The 23,819-nt window shown below is 67.6% G+C and carries 22 protein-coding genes; 11 read left to right on the top strand and 11 right to left on the bottom strand.

Annotated elements, in window-relative coordinates; genetic code table 11:
- Positions 1-10: 10 nt before the first annotated feature.
- On the bottom strand, positions 11-1,198 hold the full coding sequence (locus tag NI1_RS26650; RefSeq protein WP_067825871.1) for an NAD(P)/FAD-dependent oxidoreductase: 1,188 nt from the start codon (positions 1,196-1,198) through the stop codon (positions 11-13).
- A gap of 273 nt (positions 1,199-1,471) precedes the next feature.
- Between NI1_RS26650 and NI1_RS26655 the strand changes: the two genes are divergently transcribed.
- Positions 1,472-2,821 (top strand): ammonium transporter, encoded by a 1,350-nt coding sequence (locus NI1_RS26655; protein ID WP_067825873.1) that lies wholly within the window; start codon positions 1,472-1,474, stop codon positions 2,819-2,821.
- 65 nt (positions 2,822-2,886) lie between these two features.
- Here NI1_RS26655 and NI1_RS26660 read toward each other — a convergent pair whose 3' ends face one another.
- Entirely contained in the window at positions 2,887-3,636 is a 750-nt protein-coding gene (locus NI1_RS26660; protein ID WP_067825874.1) for a lysophospholipid acyltransferase family protein, read from the bottom strand.
- A gap of 414 nt (positions 3,637-4,050) precedes the next feature.
- Between NI1_RS26660 and NI1_RS26670 the strand changes: the two genes are divergently transcribed.
- Entirely contained in the window at positions 4,051-5,592 is a 1,542-nt protein-coding gene (locus NI1_RS26670) for a Rieske 2Fe-2S domain-containing protein (protein ID WP_067825878.1), read from the top strand.
- 56 nt (positions 5,593-5,648) lie between these two features.
- On the opposite strand, the gene NI1_RS26675 is transcribed toward NI1_RS26670, so the two are convergent.
- From NI1_RS26675 to NI1_RS26685, 3 genes are all read right to left on the bottom strand, one after another.
- Positions 5,649-5,984: a BP74-related protein gene (locus NI1_RS26675; RefSeq protein WP_067825880.1), complete on the bottom strand. Its 336-nt coding sequence runs from the start codon at positions 5,982-5,984 to the stop codon at positions 5,649-5,651.
- 102 nt (positions 5,985-6,086) lie between these two features.
- Complete coding sequence (locus NI1_RS26680) at positions 6,087-7,103, bottom strand: MauE/DoxX family redox-associated membrane protein (RefSeq protein ID WP_067825882.1); 1,017 nt, start codon at positions 7,101-7,103, stop codon at positions 6,087-6,089.
- A gap of 82 nt (positions 7,104-7,185) precedes the next feature.
- A complete protein-coding gene (locus NI1_RS26685; protein WP_067825884.1) occupies positions 7,186-8,238 on the bottom strand; it encodes a DMT family transporter in 1,053 nt (350 codons plus the stop codon).
- 196 nt (positions 8,239-8,434) lie between these two features.
- Here NI1_RS26685 and NI1_RS26690 point away from each other — a divergent pair, with 196 nt between their 5' ends.
- Positions 8,435-9,142, top strand: a complete 708-nt coding sequence (locus NI1_RS26690) for a hypothetical protein (RefSeq protein WP_157535361.1) — start codon at positions 8,435-8,437, stop codon at positions 9,140-9,142.
- Here NI1_RS26690 and NI1_RS26695 read toward each other — a convergent pair.
- The 3 genes from NI1_RS26695 to serS form a co-directional block, all read right to left on the bottom strand.
- The gene (locus NI1_RS26695) at positions 9,074-10,411 is read right to left on the bottom strand and encodes an MFS transporter (RefSeq protein WP_067825888.1); all 1,338 of its coding nucleotides are present in this window, start codon (positions 10,409-10,411) and stop codon (positions 9,074-9,076) included. The genes NI1_RS26690 and NI1_RS26695 overlap by 69 nt on opposite strands.
- A 104-nt stretch (positions 10,412-10,515) precedes the next feature.
- The gene (locus tag NI1_RS26700; RefSeq protein ID WP_245663410.1) at positions 10,516-12,291 is read right to left on the bottom strand and encodes a putative bifunctional diguanylate cyclase/phosphodiesterase; all 1,776 of its coding nucleotides are present in this window, start codon (positions 12,289-12,291) and stop codon (positions 10,516-10,518) included.
- A 161-nt stretch (positions 12,292-12,452) separates the two neighbouring features.
- The gene (gene serS / locus NI1_RS26705; protein ID WP_067825893.1) at positions 12,453-13,712 is read right to left on the bottom strand and encodes a serine--tRNA ligase; all 1,260 of its coding nucleotides are present in this window, start codon (positions 13,710-13,712) and stop codon (positions 12,453-12,455) included.
- 233 nt (positions 13,713-13,945) lie between these two features.
- On the opposite strand from serS, the gene NI1_RS26710 reads away from it, so the two are divergent.
- From NI1_RS26710 to NI1_RS26735, 6 genes are all read left to right on the top strand, one after another.
- The gene (locus NI1_RS26710) at positions 13,946-15,535 is read left to right on the top strand and encodes a GMC family oxidoreductase (RefSeq protein ID WP_067825895.1); all 1,590 of its coding nucleotides are present in this window, start codon (positions 13,946-13,948) and stop codon (positions 15,533-15,535) included.
- A 361-nt stretch (positions 15,536-15,896) separates the two neighbouring features.
- On the top strand, positions 15,897-16,895 hold the full coding sequence (locus NI1_RS26715; RefSeq protein WP_169815641.1) for a septum formation family protein: 999 nt from the start codon (positions 15,897-15,899) through the stop codon (positions 16,893-16,895).
- Between the two features lie 61 nt (positions 16,896-16,956).
- Positions 16,957-17,310 carry a metallopeptidase family protein gene (locus tag NI1_RS26720; RefSeq protein WP_067825899.1) on the top strand — a complete coding sequence of 118 codons (354 nt, stop codon included), beginning with the start codon at positions 16,957-16,959 and terminating at the stop codon, positions 17,308-17,310.
- A gap of 64 nt (positions 17,311-17,374) precedes the next feature.
- A complete protein-coding gene (locus tag NI1_RS26725; protein WP_067825901.1) occupies positions 17,375-17,686 on the top strand; it encodes a PE family protein in 312 nt (103 codons plus the stop codon).
- A gap of 14 nt (positions 17,687-17,700) precedes the next feature.
- Positions 17,701-18,879: a PPE domain-containing protein gene (locus tag NI1_RS26730; RefSeq protein WP_067825902.1), complete on the top strand. Its 1,179-nt coding sequence runs from the start codon at positions 17,701-17,703 to the stop codon at positions 18,877-18,879.
- Positions 18,876-19,703 (top strand): ESX secretion-associated protein EspG, encoded by an 828-nt coding sequence (locus tag NI1_RS26735; RefSeq protein WP_067825904.1) that lies wholly within the window; start codon positions 18,876-18,878, stop codon positions 19,701-19,703. Before NI1_RS26730 ends, NI1_RS26735 begins: the two co-directional genes overlap by 4 nt.
- A 105-nt stretch (positions 19,704-19,808) precedes the next feature.
- On the opposite strand, the gene NI1_RS26740 is transcribed toward NI1_RS26735, so the two are convergent.
- The 3 genes from NI1_RS26740 to NI1_RS26750 all read right to left on the bottom strand — a co-directional run bounded on the left by NI1_RS26740 (position 19,809) and on the right by NI1_RS26750 (position 21,979).
- Entirely contained in the window at positions 19,809-20,471 is a 663-nt protein-coding gene (locus NI1_RS26740; protein WP_067825905.1) for a histidine phosphatase family protein, read from the bottom strand.
- On the bottom strand, positions 20,468-21,385 hold the full coding sequence (gene pheA / locus NI1_RS26745; RefSeq protein WP_067825907.1) for a prephenate dehydratase: 918 nt from the start codon (positions 21,383-21,385) through the stop codon (positions 20,468-20,470). The genes NI1_RS26740 and pheA overlap by 4 nt, the downstream gene beginning before the upstream one ends.
- 180 nt (positions 21,386-21,565) lie before the next feature.
- Positions 21,566-21,979 carry a hypothetical protein gene (locus tag NI1_RS26750; protein ID WP_067825908.1) on the bottom strand — a complete coding sequence of 138 codons (414 nt, stop codon included), beginning with the start codon at positions 21,977-21,979 and terminating at the stop codon, positions 21,566-21,568.
- A gap of 102 nt (positions 21,980-22,081) precedes the next feature.
- On the opposite strand from NI1_RS26750, the gene NI1_RS26755 reads away from it, so the two are divergent.
- Together NI1_RS26755 and NI1_RS26760 are read left to right on the top strand one after the other, a co-directional pair.
- Positions 22,082-22,858 carry a DUF2470 domain-containing protein gene (locus tag NI1_RS26755; protein WP_067826049.1) on the top strand — a complete coding sequence of 259 codons (777 nt, stop codon included), beginning with the start codon at positions 22,082-22,084 and terminating at the stop codon, positions 22,856-22,858.
- Between the two features lie 135 nt (positions 22,859-22,993).
- Positions 22,994-23,746: a CPBP family intramembrane glutamic endopeptidase gene (locus NI1_RS26760; protein ID WP_067825910.1), complete on the top strand. Its 753-nt coding sequence runs from the start codon at positions 22,994-22,996 to the stop codon at positions 23,744-23,746.
- Positions 23,747-23,819: the final 73 nt, after the last annotated feature.

The raw sequence follows: 23,819 nt of genomic DNA on the forward strand, positions 1-23,819 counted from the left end.
CTCCTGTGGTTCAGCGCATTTCGCCCGCACCCCGGTAGGGATGGGGGCTGAGCAGGGGTTTTCCTTCGGCGAACCGCTCAAAGCGGAAGTCGGCGGGATCGACGTCCGGCAGTTCGGTGCGGCCGTGCAGCAGCAGGTCGGCGACCAGGCGGCCGACGGCGGGAGAGATTTTGAAACCGTGGCCGGAGAAGCCGGTGGCGAGGAACAGGCCGGGCACGGGTGCGGGTCCGATGATCGGGTTGTAGTCGGGGGTCACGTCGTACGCGCCGACATAGCTGCCGGTGACGCGCGGATCGGGCATGTGCGGCAGGCGATGACCGAGTTTGGCGATCACCTTGTCGATGGCGGTGGCGTCGGCGCGGTTCACGAAATCGTCGGGATCGAGGTACTGCGGGTCGGCGTGATCGCTGTTGCCCGCCAGCACTTCGCCATTGGGTTCGCGGCACAGGTATTGCAGGCTCGCCAGATCCGAGAGCACCGGGACCTGATCGAGGGGTGCACCTTGATCGACCAGGATGAGCTGGGCGCGTTGGGCTTTCACATCCACCTCGAGGCCGGCCGTCGCGGCGAGCGCCGGCGTCCACGGTCCCGCCGCCAGCACCGTGGTGCCGGCGTGCACCTGCGTGCCGTCGGCGAGCTGTGCGCCGATCACCCGGTCGGCATCGACGAGCAGTTTCACCACCGGGGTCTGCTGCCGGATCCGTACTCCGCGCTGCCGGGCCGCCGCCGCGAAACCCATTCCGGTCAAATAGGCTTCGCCGCGCCCGCCCCGCGGTTCGTAGGCGATCCCGGCGAAATCCTCGACGCGCAGTCCGGGCCAAAGCTCGGCCAGCTCGCCGGGGCTGATCAGCTCTACGGCGATACCCAGCCCCTGCTGCATGGCGACATTGGCTTTCAGGGGCTCCAGATTCTCCGCGCCCACGCCGACCGCGTATCCGCACCGGCTGAACCCCAGATCGTCGCCGAGGATGTCGCGGGCGTTCTCGAAGAACGGCACCGACCACCACGACAAGGCCGCCAAAGACGGTGCGCCGTAATGGCATCGGACCACGCCGCTGGATTTTCCGGTCATGCCCGAGCACAGGGTGGCGCGTTCCAGCACCAGGATGTCGGTGGCGCCGCGTTCGGCCAGGGACCAGGCGATGGCGAGCCCTTCCAGGCCGCCGCCGATGATCAGGAACTCGGCGGTATCTGTCATGGGCGTCCTCGATTTCACTCAATGTCTTCTGTTGTGAATCAGTGTTGATTGATAGGAAACCAACGGAGTGTGTCGCCGCCATTACGCCGACGTCACGCCATCGTGTCGACATCCGCACGAACACCCGCGCGGCACACCCGAGTCCAGGCACTTCGGTTTACGCACCGTTCACTGCGGCGCGCTCCGGCGCAACATGCACGGTGGTTCACTGCCAAGCAACGGTGATTCCCATCGAGGAACCCGTTCGAATGGAATCTCTAAGTCAGGTGAACTATGGAGCAAGCAGTAGCAGCGGCCGATACCGCATGGATGCTCGCCGCCTTCGCCGCCGTGTCGATCATGGTGGCGGGGCTGGCGCTGTTCTACGGCGGCATGGTCAGCGTCAAGAACACACTCAATATGGCCATGATGGTCTTCGGCGCGCTGGCCGTGGTGGGCGTGCTGTGGATCATCGTCGGATACTCGGCGTCGTTCGGCGATTCCCTGGGCGGCCTCGGGCTACTGGGTGATCCGACGGAGTACTTCGGATCGTCCAAGCTGCTCGACGCACCCGCGACGCCGGGGCTGCCGCCGGCCATCTTCTCGGCGTTCCAGCTACTGTTCGCCGCCATCACCGTCGCCCTCATCGCGGGCGCGGTCGCCGATCGGATGAAGTTCGGCTCGTGGATGATCTTCGCGGGCGTCTGGGCGCTGCTGGTGTATTTCCCGGTCGCGCACTGGGTCTTCGCCTTCGACAGCAAGGACGGCTCGGTGCACGGCGGCTGGATCGCCAACAAGCTGAAAGCGATCGACTTCGCGGGCGGCACCGCGGTGCACATCAACGCCGGTATCGCGGGGCTGGCGCTGGCGCTGATCCTCGGCAAGCGCAAGGTGTTCCCGAATCCGCCGCGGCCGCACAACCTTCCGCTCACCATGCTGGGCGCGGGCATCCTGTTCTTCGGCTGGTTCGGATTCAACGGCGGTTCCGCGCTGGCGGCCGGGAATTCGGCCTCAGTGGTCGTGCTGAACACCATCGCCGCGTCCTGCGCCGGCATGTGCGGCTGGCTCGTGGTCGAGAAATACAAAGCGGGACACGCGACTTCGCTGGGTGCGGCGTCGGGGTTGATCGCGGCGCTGGTCGGCATCACGCCCGCCTGCGGTGCGGTCACGCCCATGGGTGCGCTCATCGTGGGCGCGCTCTGCGGAGCGGTGTGCTGCCTGGCCGTTTCGCTGAAATACCGCTTCGGCTTCGACGATTCGCTCGATGTGGTCGGCATCCACCTGGTCGGCGGCATTCTCGGCACCGTGCTGATCGGCTTCCTGGCCTCCGGCGCCGCGCCGAACGCCGTCTCCGGCCTGTTCTACGGCGGCGGGGTGGATCAGCTCTGGCGGCAGTCGGTCGCGGCGCTGGCGGTGCTCGCCTACACCTTCGTGATGACCATGATCATCGCCAAGGTGCTGCAAATGTTCGGCGGCATCCGCGCCGACGAGGATCACGAGGAGAGCGGCCTCGACCTGGCCGTGCACGGTGAGACCGCCTACGTCCTCGACCACACCGAGCTCCCGGCCACCGCGCCGGAGCCCGAGGATGCGGTCGCGGCGGCGGAGGCCATCACCAGTCAGGCGGCCGTCGGCGCCGAATGACCCTTCGGGAAAGCTGAGGGGGTCCGGGTTGAAACCCCCGGACCCCTGCTACTTTCGCGAAGTCATCACTCCGGCTTCGGGGCGCGGCGCGCGGCCTTCTCCGCCGCCTCCGCCTCGTCGAGGGCATTGGCCTCTTCGAGAGTCGGTGCGCTGCCGCCCAATCGAGCGGGCACCCAGTACGCGCCCGGCTCGTGCGCATAGTCCTTTTGCAGGTCCAGCAGCATTTCCTGCATGGTGGCGTGCAATTCCTCGGTGAGCGCCGAGGCCGGTTCGTAGGGCTGGATGGGCTTGCCCACCGCGATCGAGATGGGAGTTTTGGTGCGGCCCAGGCGCTTCGGGTGGCCCTTGGTCCACACCCGCTGCGCGCCCCAGATGGTGATGGGGATGATCGGCACACCGGCTTCGATGGCCATGCGCGCCGCGCCCGATTTGAATTCCTTCAATTCGAAGCTGCGGCTGATGGTGGCTTCCGGGTAGACACCGACCAGTTCGCCGGCGCGCAGCCGGTTCACGGCCTCGCGGTACGAATCCGCGCCCGCGGAGCGATCGACCGGAATATGCTTGAGCGCCCGCATGACCGGACCACCGACCGGATTGTCGAAAACCTCCTTTTTCGCCATGAACCGGATATAGCGCTTCGTCGTACGCGCGGGCAGACCCGCGTACGTGAAGTCCATGTAGCCGGTGTGATTGATGGCGATGACCGCACCACCGACCGCCGGAATGTTCTCATCGCCCTTGACGGTGAACTTCAGGCCCTGCAACGCGAAGACGGTGCGGGCGATCCCGATGATCGGGAAGTAGACGGGTTCCACAATTCCGCTAGCGTAGTCGCTGCTTCAGCTCTGACCAGTGACCCAGGCAACATTCGCCCCCGGGTGTGCGTTCCCAGCGCCGCCAGGACACGAAAGAGGTTCGCACGAGTGGAGACCGCACGACGTGGCCGTGCGCGCGGAGGCACGCTCGGCGCGGCAGCAGCCGCGATCTGCCTGCTGACGGGCTGCGATGCGGCGGTCGGGGTGCCGGGCGTCGTTCGTGGACGGCTCCATCGAATCCGAATGGCCGTGCGGCAAATACATCGCCGTGACCGTTCCGGTTACGACCACCGCGGGAATCCCGAAAAAACAGACATACACCCCGGAGTCGGGCGCCGAGGGTTACTGCATCGGCGACGTTTCGGGGTAGCCAGTAGTCTAGGTGGCTGGTAACGGTCAGGGAGGAAGAAGCTCGTGCAGATCACCAGCGTCGGACACGCCGGTTTCCACATCCGAACCGCGGCCGGGACGATCCTCTGCGATCCATGGGTCAACCCCGCGTATTTCGCCTCGTGGGTTCCCTTTCCGGACAATACCCAGCTCGACTGGGACGACTTGGGCAATTGCGATTTCCTCTACGTATCGCACCTGCACCGCGACCACTTCGACGCCGAGCACCTGAAGCGGCACGTCAACAAGGACACCACGGTTCTGCTGCCGGACTACCCGGTGCCGGATCTCGAGCGCGAGCTGCGCGCGCTGGGCTTCCACAAGTTCATCGAGACCGAGGACTCGGTCAAGCAGACCGTGACCGGGCCGGGCGGCGACCTGGAGATCATGATCATCGCCCTGCGCGCGCCCGCCGACGGGCCGATCGGCGACTCCGGGCTGGTGGTCTCCGACGGGGAGACCGTGTGCTTCAACATGAACGACGCGCGGCCGGTCGATATGGATGTGCTGCACGACGCGTTCGGGCACGTCGACATCCACCTGCTCCAGTACTCCGGGGCCATCTGGTACCCGATGGTCTACGACATCCCGTCCAAGACCAAGACCAACTTCGGTAAGCAGAAGCGCCAGCGCGGCATGGACCGCTGCCGGTCCTACATCGAGCAGGTCGGGGCCACCTGGGTGGTGCCCTCCGCCGGGCCGCCGGTCTTCCTCGACGACGAACTGCGCTACCTCAACGACGATCACGGCGACGAAGGCAATATCTTCCCCGACCAGATCGTGTTCCTGGAGCAGATGCGCATCCACGGCAACGAGGGCGGGCTGCTGATGATCCCCGGCTCGACCGCGGATCTGCGTGGCAAGGAACTGAATTCGCTCACCCATCCGGTCGATCCGGACACCATCTTCGGGGACAAGGCCGCCTACATCGAGGCCATGGCGCAGCGGTTCGCGCCGGTCATCGCGGCCGAGAAGGCTTCCTGGGCAACCGAGGACGACGGGCCGCTGCTGCCTCGGCTCAAGGAACTCTTCGAGCCGATCATGGCGCAGAGCGATCTCATCTGCGATGGCATCGGGTATCCGGTCGGGCTGGTCATGGGTGACGAGACCGTGGTACTGGACTTCCCCAAGCGGGTGGTGCGCGAGGTCATCGCGGGAGAAGGCAAGTACCGCTACGGTTTCCGGATCGATCCGGTGCTGGTGCGGACGGTGCTGCGGGACAACGAACCCGACTGGGTGAACACCATCTTCCTGTCCACCCGATTCACCACCTGGCGGATCGGCGGCTACAACGAATTCCTCTACACCTTCTTCAAGTGCCTGACCGACGAGCGCATCGCGTACGCCGACGGCTGGTTCTCCGAGGCGCACGACGATTCCGCCTCGACCGAGCTCGCGGGCTGGGAAGTGCAGCGGCGCTGTCCGCACCTGAAGGCGGATCTGTCGAAATTCGGTGTGGTGGAGGGCAATACGCTCACCTGCAACCTGCACGGGTGGCAGTGGGATCTGGAATCGGGGCGTTGCAAGACGTCCAAGGGGCACGAGCTGCGCTCGCGCAAGCTCTGATCACACGACTCCGGCCGGGGTTTCACCTCGGCCGGAGAAATTGTCGCTACCGGGGATTACGTGATTTCCCGGGTCAGGCGCGACGACCACGGACACCAGAAGCAGCCCGGCAGGAAAGCGCCGCAGGCTTCGTCGAGGTGATCCTCGGTGTAATCGATACCGGCATCACACACTTCGATCGCCACGGTGAAGAAGGAAATGGTGTCCGGGTCCAGGTGGAAACTCCAGCCCGGGTTGTACTCGGCCTGGGATTTCCGGATCCGGCCCATGACATGTATCGACATCTGCTCCTCGCCGGATAGGATGCGACGTGCTTCTTCGATCCGCTGCTCGTTGGTCAGCCGGATGACGAATTCCTTGCCGGAGTAATCGGTGAATGCGAAGTCCGCCATGATGATTCCCTCACTCGACGCTCGGGTGGATGGAGCCTTGCCATTCGATGGTAAGCCTCACGAATCACGCTGATCAGCGAATTCGACTGTGCGGCAGTCGATTTAGAGAACCGCCCCGTTTGTCTCGGCGGATCGCTGCCCCGCAGTCCGTTTCGCCTGGAAAATCAGATCGCGAATGGCCATTGCGCCACGGGCCACCGGAGCGGCCACCCGGGCATCGGGGCCGATCAAGACTCCGGAAGGGGTGCCGCGCACTCTATACCGCAGGGCCGCCTCGTTTCCCTGCTGTACCAGGACCGGGATCTCGCCCAGGGCCTGCTGCCGGGCCCAGGCGGCGTGTTCGTCCAGCTCGCCGTTGCCGACGACCACGATCGTGAGCGAATTCGTGGTGCGTGCCTGCCAGCGCGGCAGTTCACGGGCCAGGGCGGCACACATCTCACAGGCCGGATGTACGAAGACCAGCAGCAGGTTTCGGCCGGTCAGCAGGTCGTGCAGACCGGTCCGTCCGCCGGCGGTGGAGCGGAGGTCGAACTCCGGAGCGACCGCACCGACCGGGAGGCCCTCCGCGCCGAGGGTGGAGAGCGCCTGTGCGTCCAAGCGGCGGCGCAGGGCTCGGAGTTCGCCGCCGAGACGGATCAGGGTCACCGCGAAGACGGCGGCGACGGCCGAGATCAGGACGTGGTCCGCAGGCAGACCGAGCGGAACTCGCGGGCGGACAACGGCTCCGGCCAGGGCGAGGGCGGCGACGGCGATCAGCGCGGCATTTCGGAGGATGGTCGCCCAGCCGATCGGCGCGGTGCCGGCCGCACCGAAACATGAACAGGCGGGATGCTTCCCGGCGCGCAGCAGGCGGATAACCGCCACCGTGAACACGAGCAGCAGCGACAGGCCGAGCGCGGCGGCCGCGATCGCCGCCCATGGGATCAGCAGACCGGCCGCCGTCGCCGCCTCCGCGACCGGTAGCGCCCAGGCGACAGTGGGGACCAGCCGGATCGGAACGCCGAACTCCCCCACCGATTTTCGCGTGCCCGGTAGGTCGGCGAACTTCCCGGACGCCGAAAGGCCGAACACCGCTGCGAGTAATAGCCGGACCGCCCACACCCCGTAGTCGATAGCCATCACCGCACCATCGCATACCCGGACGGCGGTCGAATCGTGAATGCGCGGAACAGCTTTCAGTGACGACGAACCGACCAGACGGTCAATTGTCCGCTTCGCCGCCCGGCCGGCCACGCGCCGCCACCGCCACCGCGACGAAGGTCAGTAGGCACCCGATGAGCGCGGACAACGATAGACCCGGACCGGTCGGTACCACCGCATCCAGCAGCAATGACATCGACAGCTGACCCGCCACCGAGGTGAGGCCGAGCAGCAGCACGCCGATCCAGCGCACCGCCAGCACGGCCGCGGCAATGAAGACCACCCCGATCAGACCACCCAGATAGAGCCACGGCTCCGCCGGGAAACGCATCGACCAGCCGACCCGCACTCGCAACAGCACCTCGACCACCAGCAGCGCCGCCGTCCCCACCGCGAAATTCACGAACGTCGCCGACAGCGGACCGCCGACCACCCCGACCCGGCCGTTCACCGCCTGCTGCCAGGCCAAACCGATCCCGGCCAGCGCGGGCAGCAAGACCAGCACGGCGGTCGGCACCCCGCGCAGAATGTCGGAAGCCGGACCTGCCACGGCATTATCGGGACGCCCGGCCGCCGTCGCCACCACCGCCGTCAATGCCAGTGCCGCACCGGCCAACCGCCACGGCGTCACCGGCGTGCGATCCGCCGGCCCCGCGCCGAGCCGATCCACCACCAGACTGCTGACCAGCTGACCCGACACCACGGCCACCGTGAACACGGTGACGCCCAGCATGGCGACCGTGAGCCCCTGGCTCGCGACGAAGAACGCGCCACACAGGCCGCCCAGCAATTCCCACCAGCGCAGCCGCGCCGCAACACTTTCCGCGGAATGCGAGCCGGCGGCCGCGCTTCGCGTGTTCGTCCGCAATCCGGCGCGAACCCGCGCCAATCCGGCACGCAGACGCGGGTGCACGGCGAGCACCACGAGCAATACGGCGAGCCCGGAACCGAAGCTGATCGCCGCGGCGGCCAATCCGTCCCCGAGCCGCTCCCCCAGCTCACCGTTCAGCCGGGCCTGCACCGCCACACCCGCGCCGATCGACACGCCGAGACCGAGCCCGGCCCAATAGCGCCCGCGCGCATCACCTGATCCGGGTAATCCGATCGAACCCATCGGTCGATTCTGCCCGGTTCGCCGCCGGTCGCCGGTATGCGGAGGAAAGGTGGGTGGCTGTGTCGTATTCGGGAATCGCCCGGACGCACGATTCGGATCATCGGCGAGCCGTCGAATTACCGGTTTCTCATCGAACTTCGGCAAACGCGGCGGGGCTAGCCACAATGAAACGCATTGCCTCAGTACGGTTATGCCCGTGAGCGAAACGAGAACTTACGCACTCCACGGTGTCGCGACCTGGGACGCGCTCGACACCGCGTGGAATTCGTGGGGGCGCAAGGACCGCCGGGTCATCGCACAGCAGAACAGTCCGGCCTTCATCGACGGACCGGAATGGCCCGCATTGCGCCAGGCGCATTTGATCGTGCGGCGCGACGACGCCTTGATGGTGGCCAGCAGCGGGCTCTCCGATCCGGCCGAATGGGATAATTCGCCTAATACCAACGGTTTCGAGCTCGAGGTCTACGCCATCTCCCCCGATGTGCCGGTCGACAGCGGAACCGTGGAAGTGGCGGCCTCCTGGCTCGGGCAGACCGTGATGACGGTGTCGAACCTGGTGGCGCGGTACGGGTTTCAGGTGATCCGGATGCTCGAGCACTACGGGCTCATCACCATTCCGATCGACAACGCGGTGCTTCCGCCCGAAGCCGTCGGCACCTATCTCGATGCCGGCGGGCAGATGGTGGTCATGCTCGGGCTCACCGACCGCGAAGTGCCGGGGTTCGTCGACGGGCCGCTCTCCCGGATTCGGTTGGTGAACATCAAGATTCTCACCGCGGCCGAGGGGCAGTTCTGCGTGGACTCGCCGCTGGGTGAGATCGAAGCCCAGCACGAGCTAGCGCGCCGCTTCGCCGCCCAGGGCGACATGCTCTGGTCCAGCCTGCGGCGGCCGTCCGTCGTCTGATTCCGCCTCCTCCGGGTCGTCGTCCTCCGGGCGCGGCGGCAGCCAGGCCGGCAACAGCGGGGCGATGAGCAGCAGCGGGATACCGAGCACGGCCACCACGACCGGCATCGGCAACCACGCGGACGCCACACCCACGAACACGAATACGATCAGCGCGATCACCTCGGTGACCACCCCGGACACCGAGGTGACGGTGGCGCGCGCCGGGCCCGCGATGGCGTCCTGGAGACGCGCCGCCGCGATCACTTCGGCGTTGTAGTCGATGCCGTAGGCGATGCCGATCGCCGAAAAGCCCGCCAGAGTCAGCAGATACGGGAACTGCGGGGCGGTGTTCGCGGCACCGGCCAGCAGCGCGCCGCCGATGAACAGCACACCGGCCGCTGCGACGGCGAAGGCCAGGGTACGTGTGCGCATGCCCGCGGTGCGGCCCGCCAGCGCGGCGCCGGCCAGGGCGCCCGCCACGGTCAGACCGACCAGTAGGGCGGTGATCGACGGTGCGACACCGGTGGAATCGGCCAGCAGACCGAAGTATTCGTCGTATGCCGTGATGCCGTTCAGCAAGGCCGCCAGCACGACACCACGGCGAATCATGCGGACTTGCAGGGCTTCCCGCACACCCGAACGGAGCATGTCGAGGTACGTCGTCTGCACGCGCACCGGTCGATCCGGCTCCGGGCCCACCTCTTCGAGGTCCTCTATCTCGCTGGCGGACACCACCTTCGGGGCACCGGGCAGCGCGATCGCGGCGAGCGTGTGCACCACCGCGATCAGCACGCTCGACCATCCGACCAGGCCGTATCCGCCCCAGGCGTACAACGGCGCGGCGGCGAGAATGCCTATCAGCGCGGCGAATTCGGCTGCTGCACGCACGTAACCCGCTATGCGCGGGTACTCGGCCGTCGCGTGGCGGGCCGCGAGATCGTCGTAGAGGAGGGCTTCGAAGGTTCCGGAGCGCAGGGCGCCGGAGCTGCCCCACAGTACGAAACCGGCCGCGAAACCGAGGTAGTTCGGTACCAGCGTCCATACCGCGAAACCGGCCGCGAGCAGGACGCCGGAGAGGATGAGCAGCCCGCGGCGGGAGACGGTGTCGGCCCACGCGCCGGATGGGATCTCCAAGAGGAAAGCGGTCGCCGACCAGATGGCGAGCAGCGAAGAGATCTGCGCGGTGCCGAGGCCGTGGTCGGCGAAGAGCAGCGCGTACAGCGCGTACAGCGGAATCAGGTCGGCGGTGAGGGCGAACAGCACCGCGCTGACCGTGAGTGCGCGCACCGAATGCGCGCCACCGTTCTCAGGCCGGCGGGCGGCGGTGCGGAGGGCGGCTAGGAATCAACAGCCGTAGACGAGCAAACGCATGCGGTCAGGATCGCGCGCGCTCACTCGTCCGTCAAGGGATTATCGATCGGAATCCAGCCGTTGGTGTTCGGCTCGTGATCCGACAGCGCCGCGCCCACCAGGCCGTGCCGGTCGTTGAGGTCGTTGATCAGCTCGGAGACCGGGTGCGAATCGCTGTAGTGGTAGCCCTGAGCCAGCGCGAAACCGAGCTCGGTGAGCACGGCGGCCTGATGCTCGGTCTCGACGCCCTCGGCGATGACCTGGAGGTCCAGCGACTTGCTCAGCGCGGCAATGACTCCCAGCAGCGGCGGCGCCGGGGAATCGGAGCGGATGGCGGCCACGAAGGACTGGTCGACCTTGAGGATGTCCGAGGGCAGCGTGGCCAGGCGGCTCAGCGAGGAGTAGCCGGTGCCGAAATCGTCGATGGCGATCCGGACGCCGCGGTCGCGCAGCTTGTGCAGGTTGGCGATGGCGGTATCGGATTCGGCGGCCAGTTCGGACTCGGTCACCTCGAGCACCAGCTGGTCGGCGGGCCAGCCGGTTTCGGTGAGAATGCCGGAAACCCGGTCCGCGTAATCGGTTTCGGCGAGCTCCAGCCCGGACACATTGACGTTCAAGGTCAGATCCAGCTGCGCGAAGGTCTCCTGGAGACGGGCCGCGTCGGCGCAGGCCCGGCGCAGCACCAGCTCGTCCAGATCGGAGATGAGGTCGTACTCCTCGGCGACCCGGATCAGGCCCTCGGTGGTCACCTCCGGTTGCGCCTGCGAGGACCAGCGCAGCAGCGCCTCCACCCCGACCGCGCGGGTCGCGCCGTCGGTGAGCGAGACGATCGGCTGGTACTGCACATCGAGGGTGCCGCGGTCGATGGCCTCGCGCAGCTCCACCGCCAGCGGCAGCTGCCGCGAGGACTCCAGCACCGTGCGATTGCGGCCCGCCTGCTTGGCGCGATACAGACCCACATCGGCGCGCGAAACCAGCAGCGAACCGGATTCGCCCGGCTGCCAGGAGGTCACACCCGCCGAACAACCGGTGGTGACCGCCGCGCGCAGCTGCTCGGTCAACAGGATCGCGGCCTGCTCGGTGGTGTTCGGCAGCAGCACCGCGAAAGCGTCACCGCCGTAGCGGGCCAGCCGCTGATCCGGCGAGAGCAGCCCGGCCCAGGTATCGGCCACCCGTTGCAGCACGGCGTCACCGGCGCGATGGCCGAGGTGATCGTTGATCTTCTGGAAGCGATCGAGGTCGACCAGCACCAGCGCCAGCCCCTGACCGGTACGGGTGGCATGCGCGATGGCATTGCTCAGCACCCGGTCGAAACCGCGCCGATTCAGCAAACCGGTCAGCACATCGATATCCGCATTCGACGCCATGCGCGTCAAAATGCCGACCACAATGCCGATTCCGACGGTGATGCCCGCCGGAATCAGACCCGACCACCACGGCAGTCCGCGCGACGGCACCACCCACAGGCAGCACACGATCGCGAACGCCAGATGCGCGCCGAGCCAGCGCCAGGAGAAGAAAATGGCGGCATCGCAGGCCACGAACACATAGAACGCGGCCAAACTGATGGCGCCGACGGTATTCGGAAACCAATGCACCGCAATGGTCACCAGCACCGTGGCGGTACCGACATACAGGTGATGCGCCCAATGCGGCAGCCGCGGACCCCAGATGAGCAGGCTGATACCCAACAGCAGCGCCACGAACGCAGCCGAACCAACGAGCGGTCGATTGCCCTCATCACCTGGCGCGACAGCGGTGAGGATCAGACCCAGGGCGCCACCCATGACGTAGAACGCCCCGGTGGTCCGAGCCATGACCATTGCCGTCGCCAGCGCCGATGCAGCCCGCACCCGCGTCCGGGTATCGCCGCGAGACCCGATTCCTCGCACGCTGCCTAGCCTAAACGGTCTGCTGATTTTTGCCTCCGCTTCGCTGCGGCCGGACCGAAGCCGATCGAAAAGGCTTCATTCCGTGCTCAGCGCGGTTCCAGAACTTCCGTGCCGACGAAAGGCACCAGCGCGGCAGGCACTTTCACCGAACCATCGGCCTGCTGGTGGTTTTCCAGAATGGAAACGATCCAGCGGGTGGTGGCCAGGGTGCCGTTCAAAGTCGCGGCGGTCTGCGGCTTGTTGTTCTCGTCGCGGTAACGCACATTCAAGCGGCGGCCCTGGAAAGTGGTGCAGTTCGAGGTGGAGGTGAGCTCGCGATAGGTCTGCTGGGTGGGGACCCAGCCCTCGCAGTCGAACTTACGGGCGGCCGAGCTGCCCAGGTCACCGGCGGCCACGTCGATGACGCGGTAGGGGACCTCGACGGCGGCCAGCATCTCCTTCTCCCAGGCCAGCAGGCGCTGATGCTCGGCGGTGGCGTCCTCCGGCTTGGTGTAGACGAACATCTCCACCTTGTCGAACTGGTGGACGCGGATGATGCCGCGGGTGTCCTTGCCGTAGCTGCCCGCTTCACGGCGGAAGCACGACGACCAGCCGGCGTAGCGCTTGGCGCCGCCGCTCAAATCCAGGATCTCGTTCGAGTGGTAGCCGGCCAGCGGGACCTCCGAGGTGCCGACCAGGTACAGGTCGTCCTCTTCCAAGTGGTAGACCTCGGCGGCGTGCTGGCCCAGGAAACCGGTGCCGGCCATGATCTCCGGGCGCACCAGCACCGGCGGGATCATCATGGTGAAACCGTTGGCGACCGCCTTCTGCGCGGCCAGCTGGAGCAGACCCAGTTGAAGCATGGCGCCGTAGCCGGTGAGGAAATAGAAGCGCGCGCCCGAAACCTTCGCGCCGCGTTCCATATCGATGACGCCCAGCGATTCACCCAATTCCAGATGGTCTTTGGGCTTGAAATCGAATTCGCGCGGGGTGCCGACCGTTTCGAGCACGATGTAGTCGTCCTCGCCGCCGGCGGGCGCACCCTCCTGCACCACATTCGAGATGGCGCGCTGCGCGGCGTCCATAACGGCGTCGGCGGCGTTCTCCGCGGCCTCCGCCTCCTTGACCTTCGCCGACAGCTCCTGACCGGTGGCCAGCAGGGCGGGGCGCTCCTCGGCGGAAGCCTTGCCGACCTTCTTGCCCAGCGCCTTCTGCTCGGCGCGCAGGCCGTCGGCGTTGGCGACCGCCGCGCGGCGGGCCACATCCGCCTCGAGCAGGGAGTCCACCAGGGCCGGGTCCTCGCCACGAGCGCGCTGCGAAGCGCGGACCACGTCTGGATTCTCCCGCAGGAATCGAAGGTCGATCATAGGCAAACAGCCTAGTGGGCCGGGTCCAGAACTTTTCCCGTAGGGCTCTGTCTTATCTGCCCTCCGCTTCGCTCCGGGCGGGCGTGGGCGTCAGCGGCCATCAGTTTTGCTTTGGATCGGTCATTCTGGGGGGCGGGGACGGGCGCAGCGCCATAGTCTGAGGTCATGGGGACCGGAGCGGCGCGATGCCGAGGACCGTTGTCCACATTCAGCACCCTCTGCGAGGAGTCAGTATGCCGCAATATACCCCGAGCACAACGGATTTCGTCGTCGTCGGCGCGGGCTCGGCGGGAGCCGCTGTCGCCGCGCGGCTGAGCGATCGGCCGGGCGTCAGCGTTGTCGTCCTGGAGGCGGGCGGGCCGGACAGCGACAAGATGGCGCATATTCCGGCCGCGTTCCACACCCTGTTCCAAGGGCCGAACGACTGGAACTACCGGACCGACCCGCAACCGGAACTGAGTGGGCGGCAGGTCTATTGGCCGCGCGGGAAGATGCTCGGCGGATCGTCGTCGATGAACGCCATGATGTGGGTGCGCGGGTTCGCCGCCGACTACGACGAATGGGGCCGGTACGCCGGGCCCGAGTGGTCGTTCGAGCAGGTACTGCCCTACTTCCGGCGGATGGAGTCCGTCGAACGGGCCAGCGGTCCGAGCGAGGGCACCGATGGGCCGCTGCACATCTCGGCGCAGCGCAGCCCGCGACCGCTCACCCACGAATACCTGCAAGCGGCCAGCCAGGCCGGGTATCCGCTGGAGCGGGCCAATCTCGATGAGCCGCAAGGGTTCACGCAGACCATGGTGAACCAGAAGCGGGGCGCGCGGTGGAGTACCGCCGACGCCTATCTGCGGCCGGCGCTCCAGAAGCACCGGGATCTGACCGTGGTCACCGACGCGCACGTGACGCGGGTGCTGTTCGAGGGGCGGCGAGCCGTCGGGGTCGAATTCCGGATCGGGGACGAGACCAAGACCATCACCGCCAAGCGCGAGGTCATCCTCTCCGGCGGGGCCATCAATACGCCGCAGCTGCTCATGCTGTCGGGTATCGGCGACGGGGACAAGCTGCGCGAGCTGGGAATCCCGGTGCTGCAACACCTTGCGGAGGTGGGGCAGAACCTGCGCGACCATCTGGCCGCGCCGATCGTCTACCGGACCCGCGGCGGCAGCCTCTTCGGAGCCGACAAGAACCTCCTCGAACTCGGCAACTATCTGCTCCGACGGCGCGGACAGCTCACCTCCAATGTGGGTGAGGCGTACGGATTCGTGCGCAGCCGGGAGGATCTGGACCTGCCGGACCTGGAGCTGATCTTCGGGCCCGCGCCCTATATCGGCGAAGGACTGGGCGAACCGGACGGGCACGCACTGACCTTCGCGGCCGTGCTGCTCAAGCCGAAATCCATCGGCACCATCACGCTCACCTCGCCGGACCCGTTCGAAGCGCCCAAGATCAATCCGTACTACCTCAGCGAACCCGCGGACCGCACCGCGCTGCTGGCCGGGCTGCGCATCTGCGCCAACCTGGCCTCCCAGCCTGCCCTGAAAGACCACATCGGCGACCTCATGCAGCCCGCCGTCCCCTCCAGCACCCCGATGGACGAGGTACTGCGGCGCTGCCTGGAAGACCACTCGCACACGCTGTACCACCCCGTCGGCACCTGCCGGATGACCTCCGACGACTCCGGCGTCGTGGATCCACAGCTGCGAGTGCGCGGCGTCGAAGGACTCCGCATCGCCGACACCTCGGTCATGCCGGTCATCACCCGCGGGCACACCCACGCCCCCGCCGTACTCATCGGCGATAAGGCCGCCGACCTGATCCTGAACTAACTCTCTGCCACCGGCACCCAAGGTTCGCGGCCGTCTCGTTCTGGACTGAGTGGAGCGGGGGAGCGAAGCGGAGGAGCGGAGGGAGGGAGGGAAGAACGAGACATAAAGGCCGCGAACCCGCCCGGAGCGAAGCGGAGGGCAAATTAAACACAGCTGGCGTGCGCGAGGATGTGTAGCTCGTGGCGGCGGTGGCCTGGCGCTGCAATGATGGAGCGCGATGTCCGACGAACAGTTGCCTCCGTCGCCCGAGTGGCCGCCCCACCGTCCCGAGTCCCGGGGCGGTAAATCCGGTGGCTTGCTCGGCCCGCTGCACACCCTGCGCGCCAAGCTCGACACCAATGGCGCGCTGTCGGCCCCGACCATGCGCTGGGGTCTGCTCGCCGTCGCCGGCGGCGCGGTGCTCGCCGCGCTGCTCACCCTGGTCTTCACCGGGTTCGACTCGAATCGCATCGAGGCGCACACCCCGGGCGCGGCCCAGCCCACCGGTGCGGTGGCGGGCGCGGCCTTCGGCACCGCCTCCCAGGGCGACTGCCTGAGCTGGAGCAAATCCAACGCCAGCGATCTGGTGAAGGTGGACTGCTCGAGCAAGCACCTGTTCGAGGTCACCGAGGACATCGACCTGAGCAGGTATCCGGGCGTCGAATTCGGGCCCGGCTCCCGCTTCCCCGACTCGCTGCGCTTCACCGAACTCCGCGACGAGCACTGCGTCAGCGCCGCCCAGTCCTACCTCGGCGGCAAGCTCGACCCGCGCGGCAAGTTCGTGGTCGGCCTGATCAATCCGGGTGAGGCGGGCTGGAAGGCGGGCGAGCGCACGCTGCGCTGCGGCCTCCAGGTCGCCGGCAGCTCCGGCACCGCCACCCATCCGATCAGCGGCAGCGTGCGGGAGTCCAACCAGTCCAAGGTCTTCGACACCGGCACCTGCGTCGGCATCAGCCGCAATCTCCCCACCGATCCGACCGATTGCAGCAAGTCGCACGCCTTCGAAATCGTCTCCACCGTGGACCTGGGCCCGCGTTTCACCGGCGGCCCGCCGTCCAAGGACGAGCAGGACAAGTTCATGGAGGAGGCCTGCGCCAAGGACTCCACCGACTACCTCGGCTCGCCGGACGCGCTGCGCAACAAGACCCTCACGCTGTTCTGGGACTTCCTCGACACCCGCAGCTGGCTGGCGGGCAGCCGCAGCCTGAACTGCATGATCGGCAAGGGCGCGGACCAGGAGGGCTTCGCGGCCATCACCGGTTCGGCGCGCGGCGAGATCCTGATCGACGGGCAGGCCCCGGTGCCGCCGCCGAACAACGGCCGCTCCACCCCGTCGCCACTACCCGGCGCCGCCCCGCCCGTCATCCCGGCGCCGCGGTGATCGGCTTTCCGATTATCGACGGCCCGGTGCTCGGCGGCGCGGCGCGGCGGAACGGATAGGCATGCCGGTCTCCATGTCCGACGACCGCTTCGAGCAGCTGGTCGGGGAATCGCTCGACCTGATTCCGCCGGAGCTGGCGCGGGCCATCGACAATGTGGTGGTTCTCATCGAGCCCCGCAGTGAAGAGGACCCGCACCTGCTCGGGCTCTATCACGGGATCGCCCTCACCGACCGGGACTACAGCCACTATGCCGGGGCCTTGCCGGACACCATCACCATCTATCGCGAAGCCATCCTGGAGATGTGTCGCAGCGAAGAAGAAGTGGTGGAGGAGGTGGCAATCACAGTGATTCACGAAATAGCGCACTATTTCGGGATTGACGACGACCGCCTTCATCAGCTGGGATGGGGCTGAAGTCCGCGGCAGCTGGAAATTAGCTGACCGCGTTATCGGGGGAAGCGCCGAAGGGAGTCCGAGCATGGTCGGCCACGTGCACGTACAGGCGGAGGTCATTCTCGCCGCCGCCTTGGAGCTGGATCTGCTCGCCGAAAGACTGGCCGCCGCCTCGACCTTCGCCGGACCCGCCACCCATGTGCTGCCCTCGGGCACCGAAGAGGTGTCTTTCCTGGCCGCCGGGCATTTCAACAACGCGGCGCTGAGCCATGACCGAGCCGTCGCGCAGGGCATTCTCGAACTGCATCACGCCGCCGCCACGCTGCGCAGTCAGCTCGCGCAGTACATCGCGCAGGACGCGGTGCGGGCCGTCGGCGTCGCCGCCATCCAGGTGTAGAGGGGAACACTCGAATGACGCTGGGAATCACCGGGGTGTTCTGGCTGCCCCGCATGGCCGAACTGAACTCCGTCTCGCTGAACGCGGGCGCGCACGCGATTCCGATCGCCGCCGCCGGCAGTTCGTGGGGCGTGCTCACCGCCGCCTGGGTGGATGCCACCGCGACCGTCGCCCGGGTCATGGCCGAACTGGGTGTCGGCTTGCAGGGCATCAACGGACTCAATGTGCTGGGGCGGCTCACCGGTTTCAATCTCTGGGCCGAACAGCAGGGCGTGATGGCCGCGGTGATGGCGGGCAAGGCCGCCTTCAACGCCACCGCCTACACCGTGGCCTCGATCGCCATGCCGAGCCTGCCGGAGATCGCACTGGTCGAGACGGCGCGGGTGGCCGCGCACTCCACCGGTGGCGCGCTCAACGGGACCGCCGAAGCGGCCGAGGCGGCCAAGCTGGCCCTCGATATCCGGGCCGCGCTCGTCATGGAGACCTACGAGGCCGCAACCACTTTCATGGTCAGCACGCCGGGACAGTTCCTGATGCCGCCGCCCATCGCCATGGGCGCGGGTTCGGCCGACGGCGGTGACGCGTTCGGCACCGGCGGCGGGGATCCGATTCAGATGGCCATGACGGCCGCTACCGCGCTGGCCAACAATCCGGCCGTGATGAGTGCGCTCTCGCAGGCCGGGCAGGTGGCCGGGACCGTGGTCACCACGGGCGCGACCAGTGTCGGCAATGTGGCGAGCAGTGCGGTCACGGCGATCACCAATGCGGTGACGCAAACTTCCACCGGCGGCGCGACGCAGCTGCCGATGACGGCGGGCGCGAGCGTCGCGGCCGGTGGCGCGGCTGCGGTCGGCACCCGTGCGGCGTCCTTCGGGAGCGGCGGGGTGAGCATCGGAAACGGTGGCGGCACTTTGAAATTGCCCGAGGGCTGGGGTGCGGGCGCCGCGATCGGTGGCGGCGCGACGACTTCCGCGCCGGTCGCGCCCGTCGCGGAACCGGTCGCGGCGGCGGCGAACAATGGCGTCGCGCCGGTGCGGAACGCGGGTTCCGGCAGTCCATTGCTGGGCGCGCAGGCCGAGGACGAGGACGAGACGCACAACGGCAACGGGTACGGGCGGTCGGTCGAGCACTTCGCCGACGGCCGGGCCATCGCGCCCGCGGTGATCGGCGGCGATCCGGCGGATCAGCGGTGACGGTGCTGGGTGCGGGCCGCGGTCCGGCCCAGCTGCGGGCGGTGACGCTCGCACTCGACGAATTGCAGTATCTCCAGGAGACATTGGGGATCGACGAACTTCCCGTGGTGCTGAATGCCATGGGGCGCTACGACAATGCGGCCGACCACGACGCGGCGATGGCCGCTGCCGCCGCGTCGCTCACCGAACGCGAATTGCTCGACGGCGGCGAAGTGCATCCGGAATTGGCCGAGCGGCTGCGGGTGCTGAACCGGCCGCACTGGGTCGTCGCACTGCGCTGGTACGTGGACGGGCAGGTCAATCGCGGTTGTATCGCCAAGGGTGACGACTTCGAGGTGGTCGTGCTGCGCGGGGCGGACTCGTACATGCTCGACGAAGCCGGGCATGATCTGCCGGGCACGCTGATGGCGGCGCTCGGTCCGGCGGATCCGCTCGAGATCGGCGGCATGAACGCGCCCACCGAAGACTTGGCGCCGATCTTCGACAATGCCGGGGATGTCACCACCACCGCGAATCAACTTGCGCGTGTGGGCAATCCGGCCCGTGACGCGCAGACGCTGGCCGCCGCGCTGGTACAGGTGCATTCGCACGCCGAGATCGTCGGGGTCGTCTACGGTGACGGCGCGCGCGAGGTCACCGACAATCACGTCGCCGTGTTCAACACCCGCCACGGCCGGCTGCTGGCCATCGCCAGTCGCGCGGACGACGGCACCAAGTGGACCGCGCTGGCCAGCGGGACGCCGGGCCGTTTGCGGACGGCGCTCCAAGACCTGATCAACTCGCTACCGCTGCGTTCCGAGTTCCCCGGCGCGAATCCGCGCTGATCACCCCCGAGGTCATCCCGGCATGCTTTTAGCCGGGATCCACACGCCGACTTCGCTTCGAACCGTGTGGATTCCGGCCGAAAGCGCGCCGTAATGACGGGGGTGTCAGCCCATGGGGTCGTCGCCGGTGGGGGCGATATCGTCGCCGAACGGCGGGAGGTAGCGGCCCCAGCGGGTGCATTCCCAGGTGCCGTTCGCGGCGGGCAGCAGTTCGATCGTCTCGGTGTTGTCGAGGTGATTGTTGGCGGCGAAACTTCGCGGCACACCGGTCAATTCGCGCGACACCAGGCGCATGGCCGCGCCGTGGCTGACCAGGATGACATCCGGCGCATCCGGATCGGTCAGGTAGTCGGCGCGAATCTGTTCCAGCGTGGGCACGTAACGGTCCAGCACCTCGCGGCCCGATTCACCGCCGGGCACCCGCATGCTCAGATCATCGAAATGCCATGCGTGATAGATGTCCTGGAACGTCTCGTGCGCCTCGCGGGTGTTCAGCCCTTCCAGATCGCCGAGCTGCACTTCCTGCAATCCTTCGAGCGGCACCAGCGGCACGCCCGTCGCCGCTTCGATGTAGCTGCCAGTTTGCCGCGCCCGCAATGCCTCCGACGAGAACAGCCGCTGCGGCGGTGCGATCAGATTCGATCCGAACGTTTTCGCCTGCGCCACACCGCGTTCGGTGAGCGGCAGCCCCGGGAGCCGGGTGTCCAGGATCTTGGCCACATTGCCTTCGGTCTCACCGTGCCGCACCAGAATCAATTTGCCGGTCACAGGTCAGCCACCCCCTTCTTGAGGTCGGTCAGCCAGACCGCCGCCGGTTCGTCGGGCGGCGGCGGGGTTCCGGTGGCCGAGGTCGCCGGCCAGGAACCCAGGTAGCGAATCCGGGCGGCGGTGCGGTGCAGGGCTTTCAGCGCCTCGGCGACCGCGGCATCGTCGATATGCCCGACGCAGTCCAGATAGAAGCGATAGGTGCCCATCCCGGTGCGGGTGGGCCGCGACTCGATGCGCGTGAGATCGATACCGCGGGTGGCGAATTCGGCGAACGCGCGCATCAGCGAGCCCGGCTCGTTGGCCAGCTCCAGCACGATGGAGGTCCGATCCGCGCCCGTGCGCTTCGGCGCCGGTCGCGGCGTGGTCACCAGCACGAACCGGGTGATGGCCCGATCATGGTCGGCCACACCGGAAGCCAGCACCGCCAGCCCCCGCCGCTCCCCCGCCAGCAGCGTGGAGACAGCGGCATCCGCGTGCCCGGCGACGACATCGTCGGCGGCGGCGGCATTCGAAGCGGATGTGTACATCTCGGCCTGCGGCATCCGATGCGCCAGCCACATCCGCACCTGCGCCGCCGCAACGGGATACGCCGCGACCCGCCGCACCTCGCTCAGCATGATCCCCGGCCGCCCGACGATCGTGAACGCCACATCCAGTTCGGCCTCGGCGATGATCTGCAACCGCGGCCCGACGGCCAGCGCATCGAGGGTCGGCGCGATCGACCCTTCGACGGAGCTCTCGATCGGCACTACCGCCGCTTCGACCTCCCCGGCCCGCACCAACTCGATCGCCGCCCCTTGACTCGGAGCCGGGACACGCTCGACCGGCCCACCGAATAGTCCGGTGGACTCCAATTTCGCGAGGGCCATCTCCGTGAAGGTTCCGGACGGCCCGAAGTAGGCGATGCGCGGCACGCTAACGACATTACTGTCCTGTTCCGCCTCCCCGGATACTTAGCCGGCAGCAAAGTGCCGTCGACGTTCCTGACCCGTAGTCACGTCCGGTGCCGAAAGGTTCGGTCGTACCCGGCGAGTTACCCCGAACCTCACGAAATCAGCCGCCACCTCGGATGTCCGACAGCACCGGGACCGGGGTCAGGCGAGGGCGGTGAGTGCGGTGGCCACGGCCGGATCGTCGGATTCGATGGCGAGCAGAACGCTGCGGAAAGCCTCGACCGCGGGCGGCTTCAGGCCCTTCAGGAAGGCGATATCCGGTGCGGTGAGGGCGGCGCGGATGTCTTCGCCGCAGAGTGCGGCGACGGTCGCGGCGACGATGGCGATGGCGCGGTCGCCGGAATCGGTGCGGGCGACGAAACCGGTGTCGGCGTGGGCGATTCGGACCAGGAACTCGGAGATCGCCTCGTCGCCGGCGGTCAGGTCGAGGACTTCGGTTCCGGGGGTCGCCGCGATCGGGCGGACCAGGTCCTGGGTGAGGCCGCGGGCGGGGGCGGGCGGCATGGAGAGGGAGAGCGCGACCGGTTCGGGCGCGGGGGGCAGATCGTGCGGCACTCGTTCACGGTAGCGAGCGGGTCGATTCGGAGCGGGGTACGGGTTGCGCGGGCGACCTGCGTCACTTAGCTTAGGTTTACCTAATTCATGATGGAGGTGTGTATGCCACCCGCGGCTGCTCCGGTTGCCTCACCCACTACCGCCGAGCGCGTGCACAGTGCGTGCAGCCACGCCGAGAGTTCGGTGCTGGCCCTGCCGGGGCTGGATCCGGTGCCCACCTCGGTGCATCGGCTGCGGCTGTGCGGGGACATGGTCATCGCCGTGCCCGCCGAGACCACCGCCGCCATGCTGGTGGATCGGTGCGGCACCACCGGATCACCCGCCGTGCTGGAGCTGACCGACAACGCGCCGCTGCCGCTGCGGGAACCGGTGCGGGCGCTGGTCTGGCTGCGCGGATGGGTGCACGCGGTTCCGGCGCATGCGCAACGGGCGCTGGCCACCGCGGTCGCCGAGGATCATCCGCATCCGAACCTGCTGGATGTCGGGCACACCTCGGTGCTGATGCGGCTGGTCATCGACTCCGCGGTGGTCGCCGATACCGCCGGCGCGGATTCGGTGACGCGCGAACAACTCCGGGCGGCCCGGCCCGATCCGTTCTGCGGCATGGAGGCAGCCTGGTTGCAGCATCTGCACGCCGACCACGCCGATGTCATCGACCGGCTGGCGCGGCATCTGCCGACCGCCATGCGCCGGGGTGCGCTGGTGCATCCGCTGGCCATCGACCGGTATGGGGTGACGCTGCGGGTCGAGGCCGTCGACCGTGATCACGACATCCGGCTGCCGTTCCACGCGCCCGCCGATGATGTCGAATCGCTGAGCCGGGCGGTACAGACCTTGGCGGGCAATCCCTTCCAGCGCGGATTGCACAGCACCCGCTAACCTCATGATCGCGAATGAAACGCTACAACTGATCTCGCGACTGTCGGGGTAACTCGTCGGGTACGCCCGAAACCCAACCCATCGCATAACGCAGGCACGGATCGACAAGTCTCGCGGCACTCGGCTGCCCGCTGAATACTCGGGGAGGCGGAATTGCGGGCCATACGGGTCGAGATCGCGGTGGTACTGGTCGTCACGTTCGGATTGAGCGGGGCCAATGCGCTGCTTTCGCTGATCGAGAGCGCGCTCTCACCGGGCGGAGTGGGCGGGCAGACGGTCGCGTTGAATCCGTCGCGGGCCGCGCAATCCTTGCTGGACCTGCTGTTTCAGCTGTTGAGCGTGGGGCGGCTGCTGGGGTGGGCGGCGCTCGGGCTTTACCTGTTGTGGCGCAGCGGGATCGGGCCGCGGCTGATCGGATTGGCCCGGCCCCGATGGCGATCCGATGTACTGCCCGGCCTGGTTTTGGCCGCGGTGATCGGCATCCCGGGACTCTGCCTCTACCTGATCGCGCACGCGCTGGGCGTGAGCGTCACGATTGTGCCCGGCTCGCTGGAGCATTGGTGGCGGCTGCCGATGCTGGTGCTGAACGCCTGGGCGAATTCCGCGGCCGAGGAAGTGCTGGTCGTCGCCTATCTGATCACCCGGCTGCGCGCGCTGGGCTGGTCGGAGAACCGATCGCTGCTGGCATCGGCGCTGCTGCGGGGCAGCTATCACCTGTATCAGGGCATCGGCGGCGGGCTCGGAAATCTGGTGATGGGGTTGGTGTTCGGACGCTATTGGCAGCGCAGCAATCGACTGTGGCCGCTGCTGCTGGCGCACGCGCTGATCGACACCATCGCCTACCTCGGATACGCCGCGCTGCGCGGTCACGTGTCCTGGCTGCCGTAATCCCGGTCACGCTCACCGAACTCCGGCGGCCGTAATGCGATTGGAATGAACCGCTCGAGCGCTTCCATCAGTA

Source organism: Nocardia inohanensis NBRC 100128, assembly GCF_001612945.1.
Lineage (GTDB): Bacteria > Actinomycetota > Actinomycetes > Mycobacteriales > Mycobacteriaceae > Nocardia > Nocardia inohanensis.

What these genes read in the sequence shown, in the direction of transcription:
- NI1_RS26715 (WP_169815641.1), top strand. Translation starts at nt 15,897, where the DNA reads ATGCGCTGGGGTCTGCTCGCCGTCGCCGGCGGCGCGGTGCTCGCCGCG.
- NI1_RS26755 (WP_067826049.1), top strand. Translation starts at nt 22,082, where the DNA reads ATGCCACCCGCGGCTGCTCCGGTTGCCTCACCCACTACCGCCGAGCGC.
- NI1_RS26725 (WP_067825901.1), top strand. Translation starts at nt 17,375, where the DNA reads ATGGTCGGCCACGTGCACGTACAGGCGGAGGTCATTCTCGCCGCCGCC.
- NI1_RS26680 (WP_067825882.1), bottom strand. Translation starts at nt 7,103, where the DNA reads ATGGCTATCGACTACGGGGTGTGGGCGGTCCGGCTATTACTCGCAGCG.
- NI1_RS26655 (WP_067825873.1), top strand. Translation starts at nt 1,472, where the DNA reads ATGGAGCAAGCAGTAGCAGCGGCCGATACCGCATGGATGCTCGCCGCC.
- NI1_RS26730 (WP_067825902.1), top strand. Translation starts at nt 17,701, where the DNA reads ATGACGCTGGGAATCACCGGGGTGTTCTGGCTGCCCCGCATGGCCGAA.
- NI1_RS26675 (WP_067825880.1), bottom strand. Translation starts at nt 5,984, where the DNA reads ATGGCGGACTTCGCATTCACCGATTACTCCGGCAAGGAATTCGTCATC.
- NI1_RS26685 (WP_067825884.1), bottom strand. Translation starts at nt 8,238, where the DNA reads ATGGGTTCGATCGGATTACCCGGATCAGGTGATGCGCGCGGGCGCTAT.
- NI1_RS26720 (WP_067825899.1), top strand. Translation starts at nt 16,957, where the DNA reads ATGCCGGTCTCCATGTCCGACGACCGCTTCGAGCAGCTGGTCGGGGAA.
- serS (WP_067825893.1), bottom strand. Translation starts at nt 13,712, where the DNA reads ATGATCGACCTTCGATTCCTGCGGGAGAATCCAGACGTGGTCCGCGCT.
- NI1_RS26700 (WP_245663410.1), bottom strand. Translation starts at nt 12,291, where the DNA reads ATGGCTCGGACCACCGGGGCGTTCTACGTCATGGGTGGCGCCCTGGGT.
- NI1_RS26650 (WP_067825871.1), bottom strand. Translation starts at nt 1,198, where the DNA reads ATGACAGATACCGCCGAGTTCCTGATCATCGGCGGCGGCCTGGAAGGG.
- NI1_RS26710 (WP_067825895.1), top strand. Translation starts at nt 13,946, where the DNA reads ATGCCGCAATATACCCCGAGCACAACGGATTTCGTCGTCGTCGGCGCG.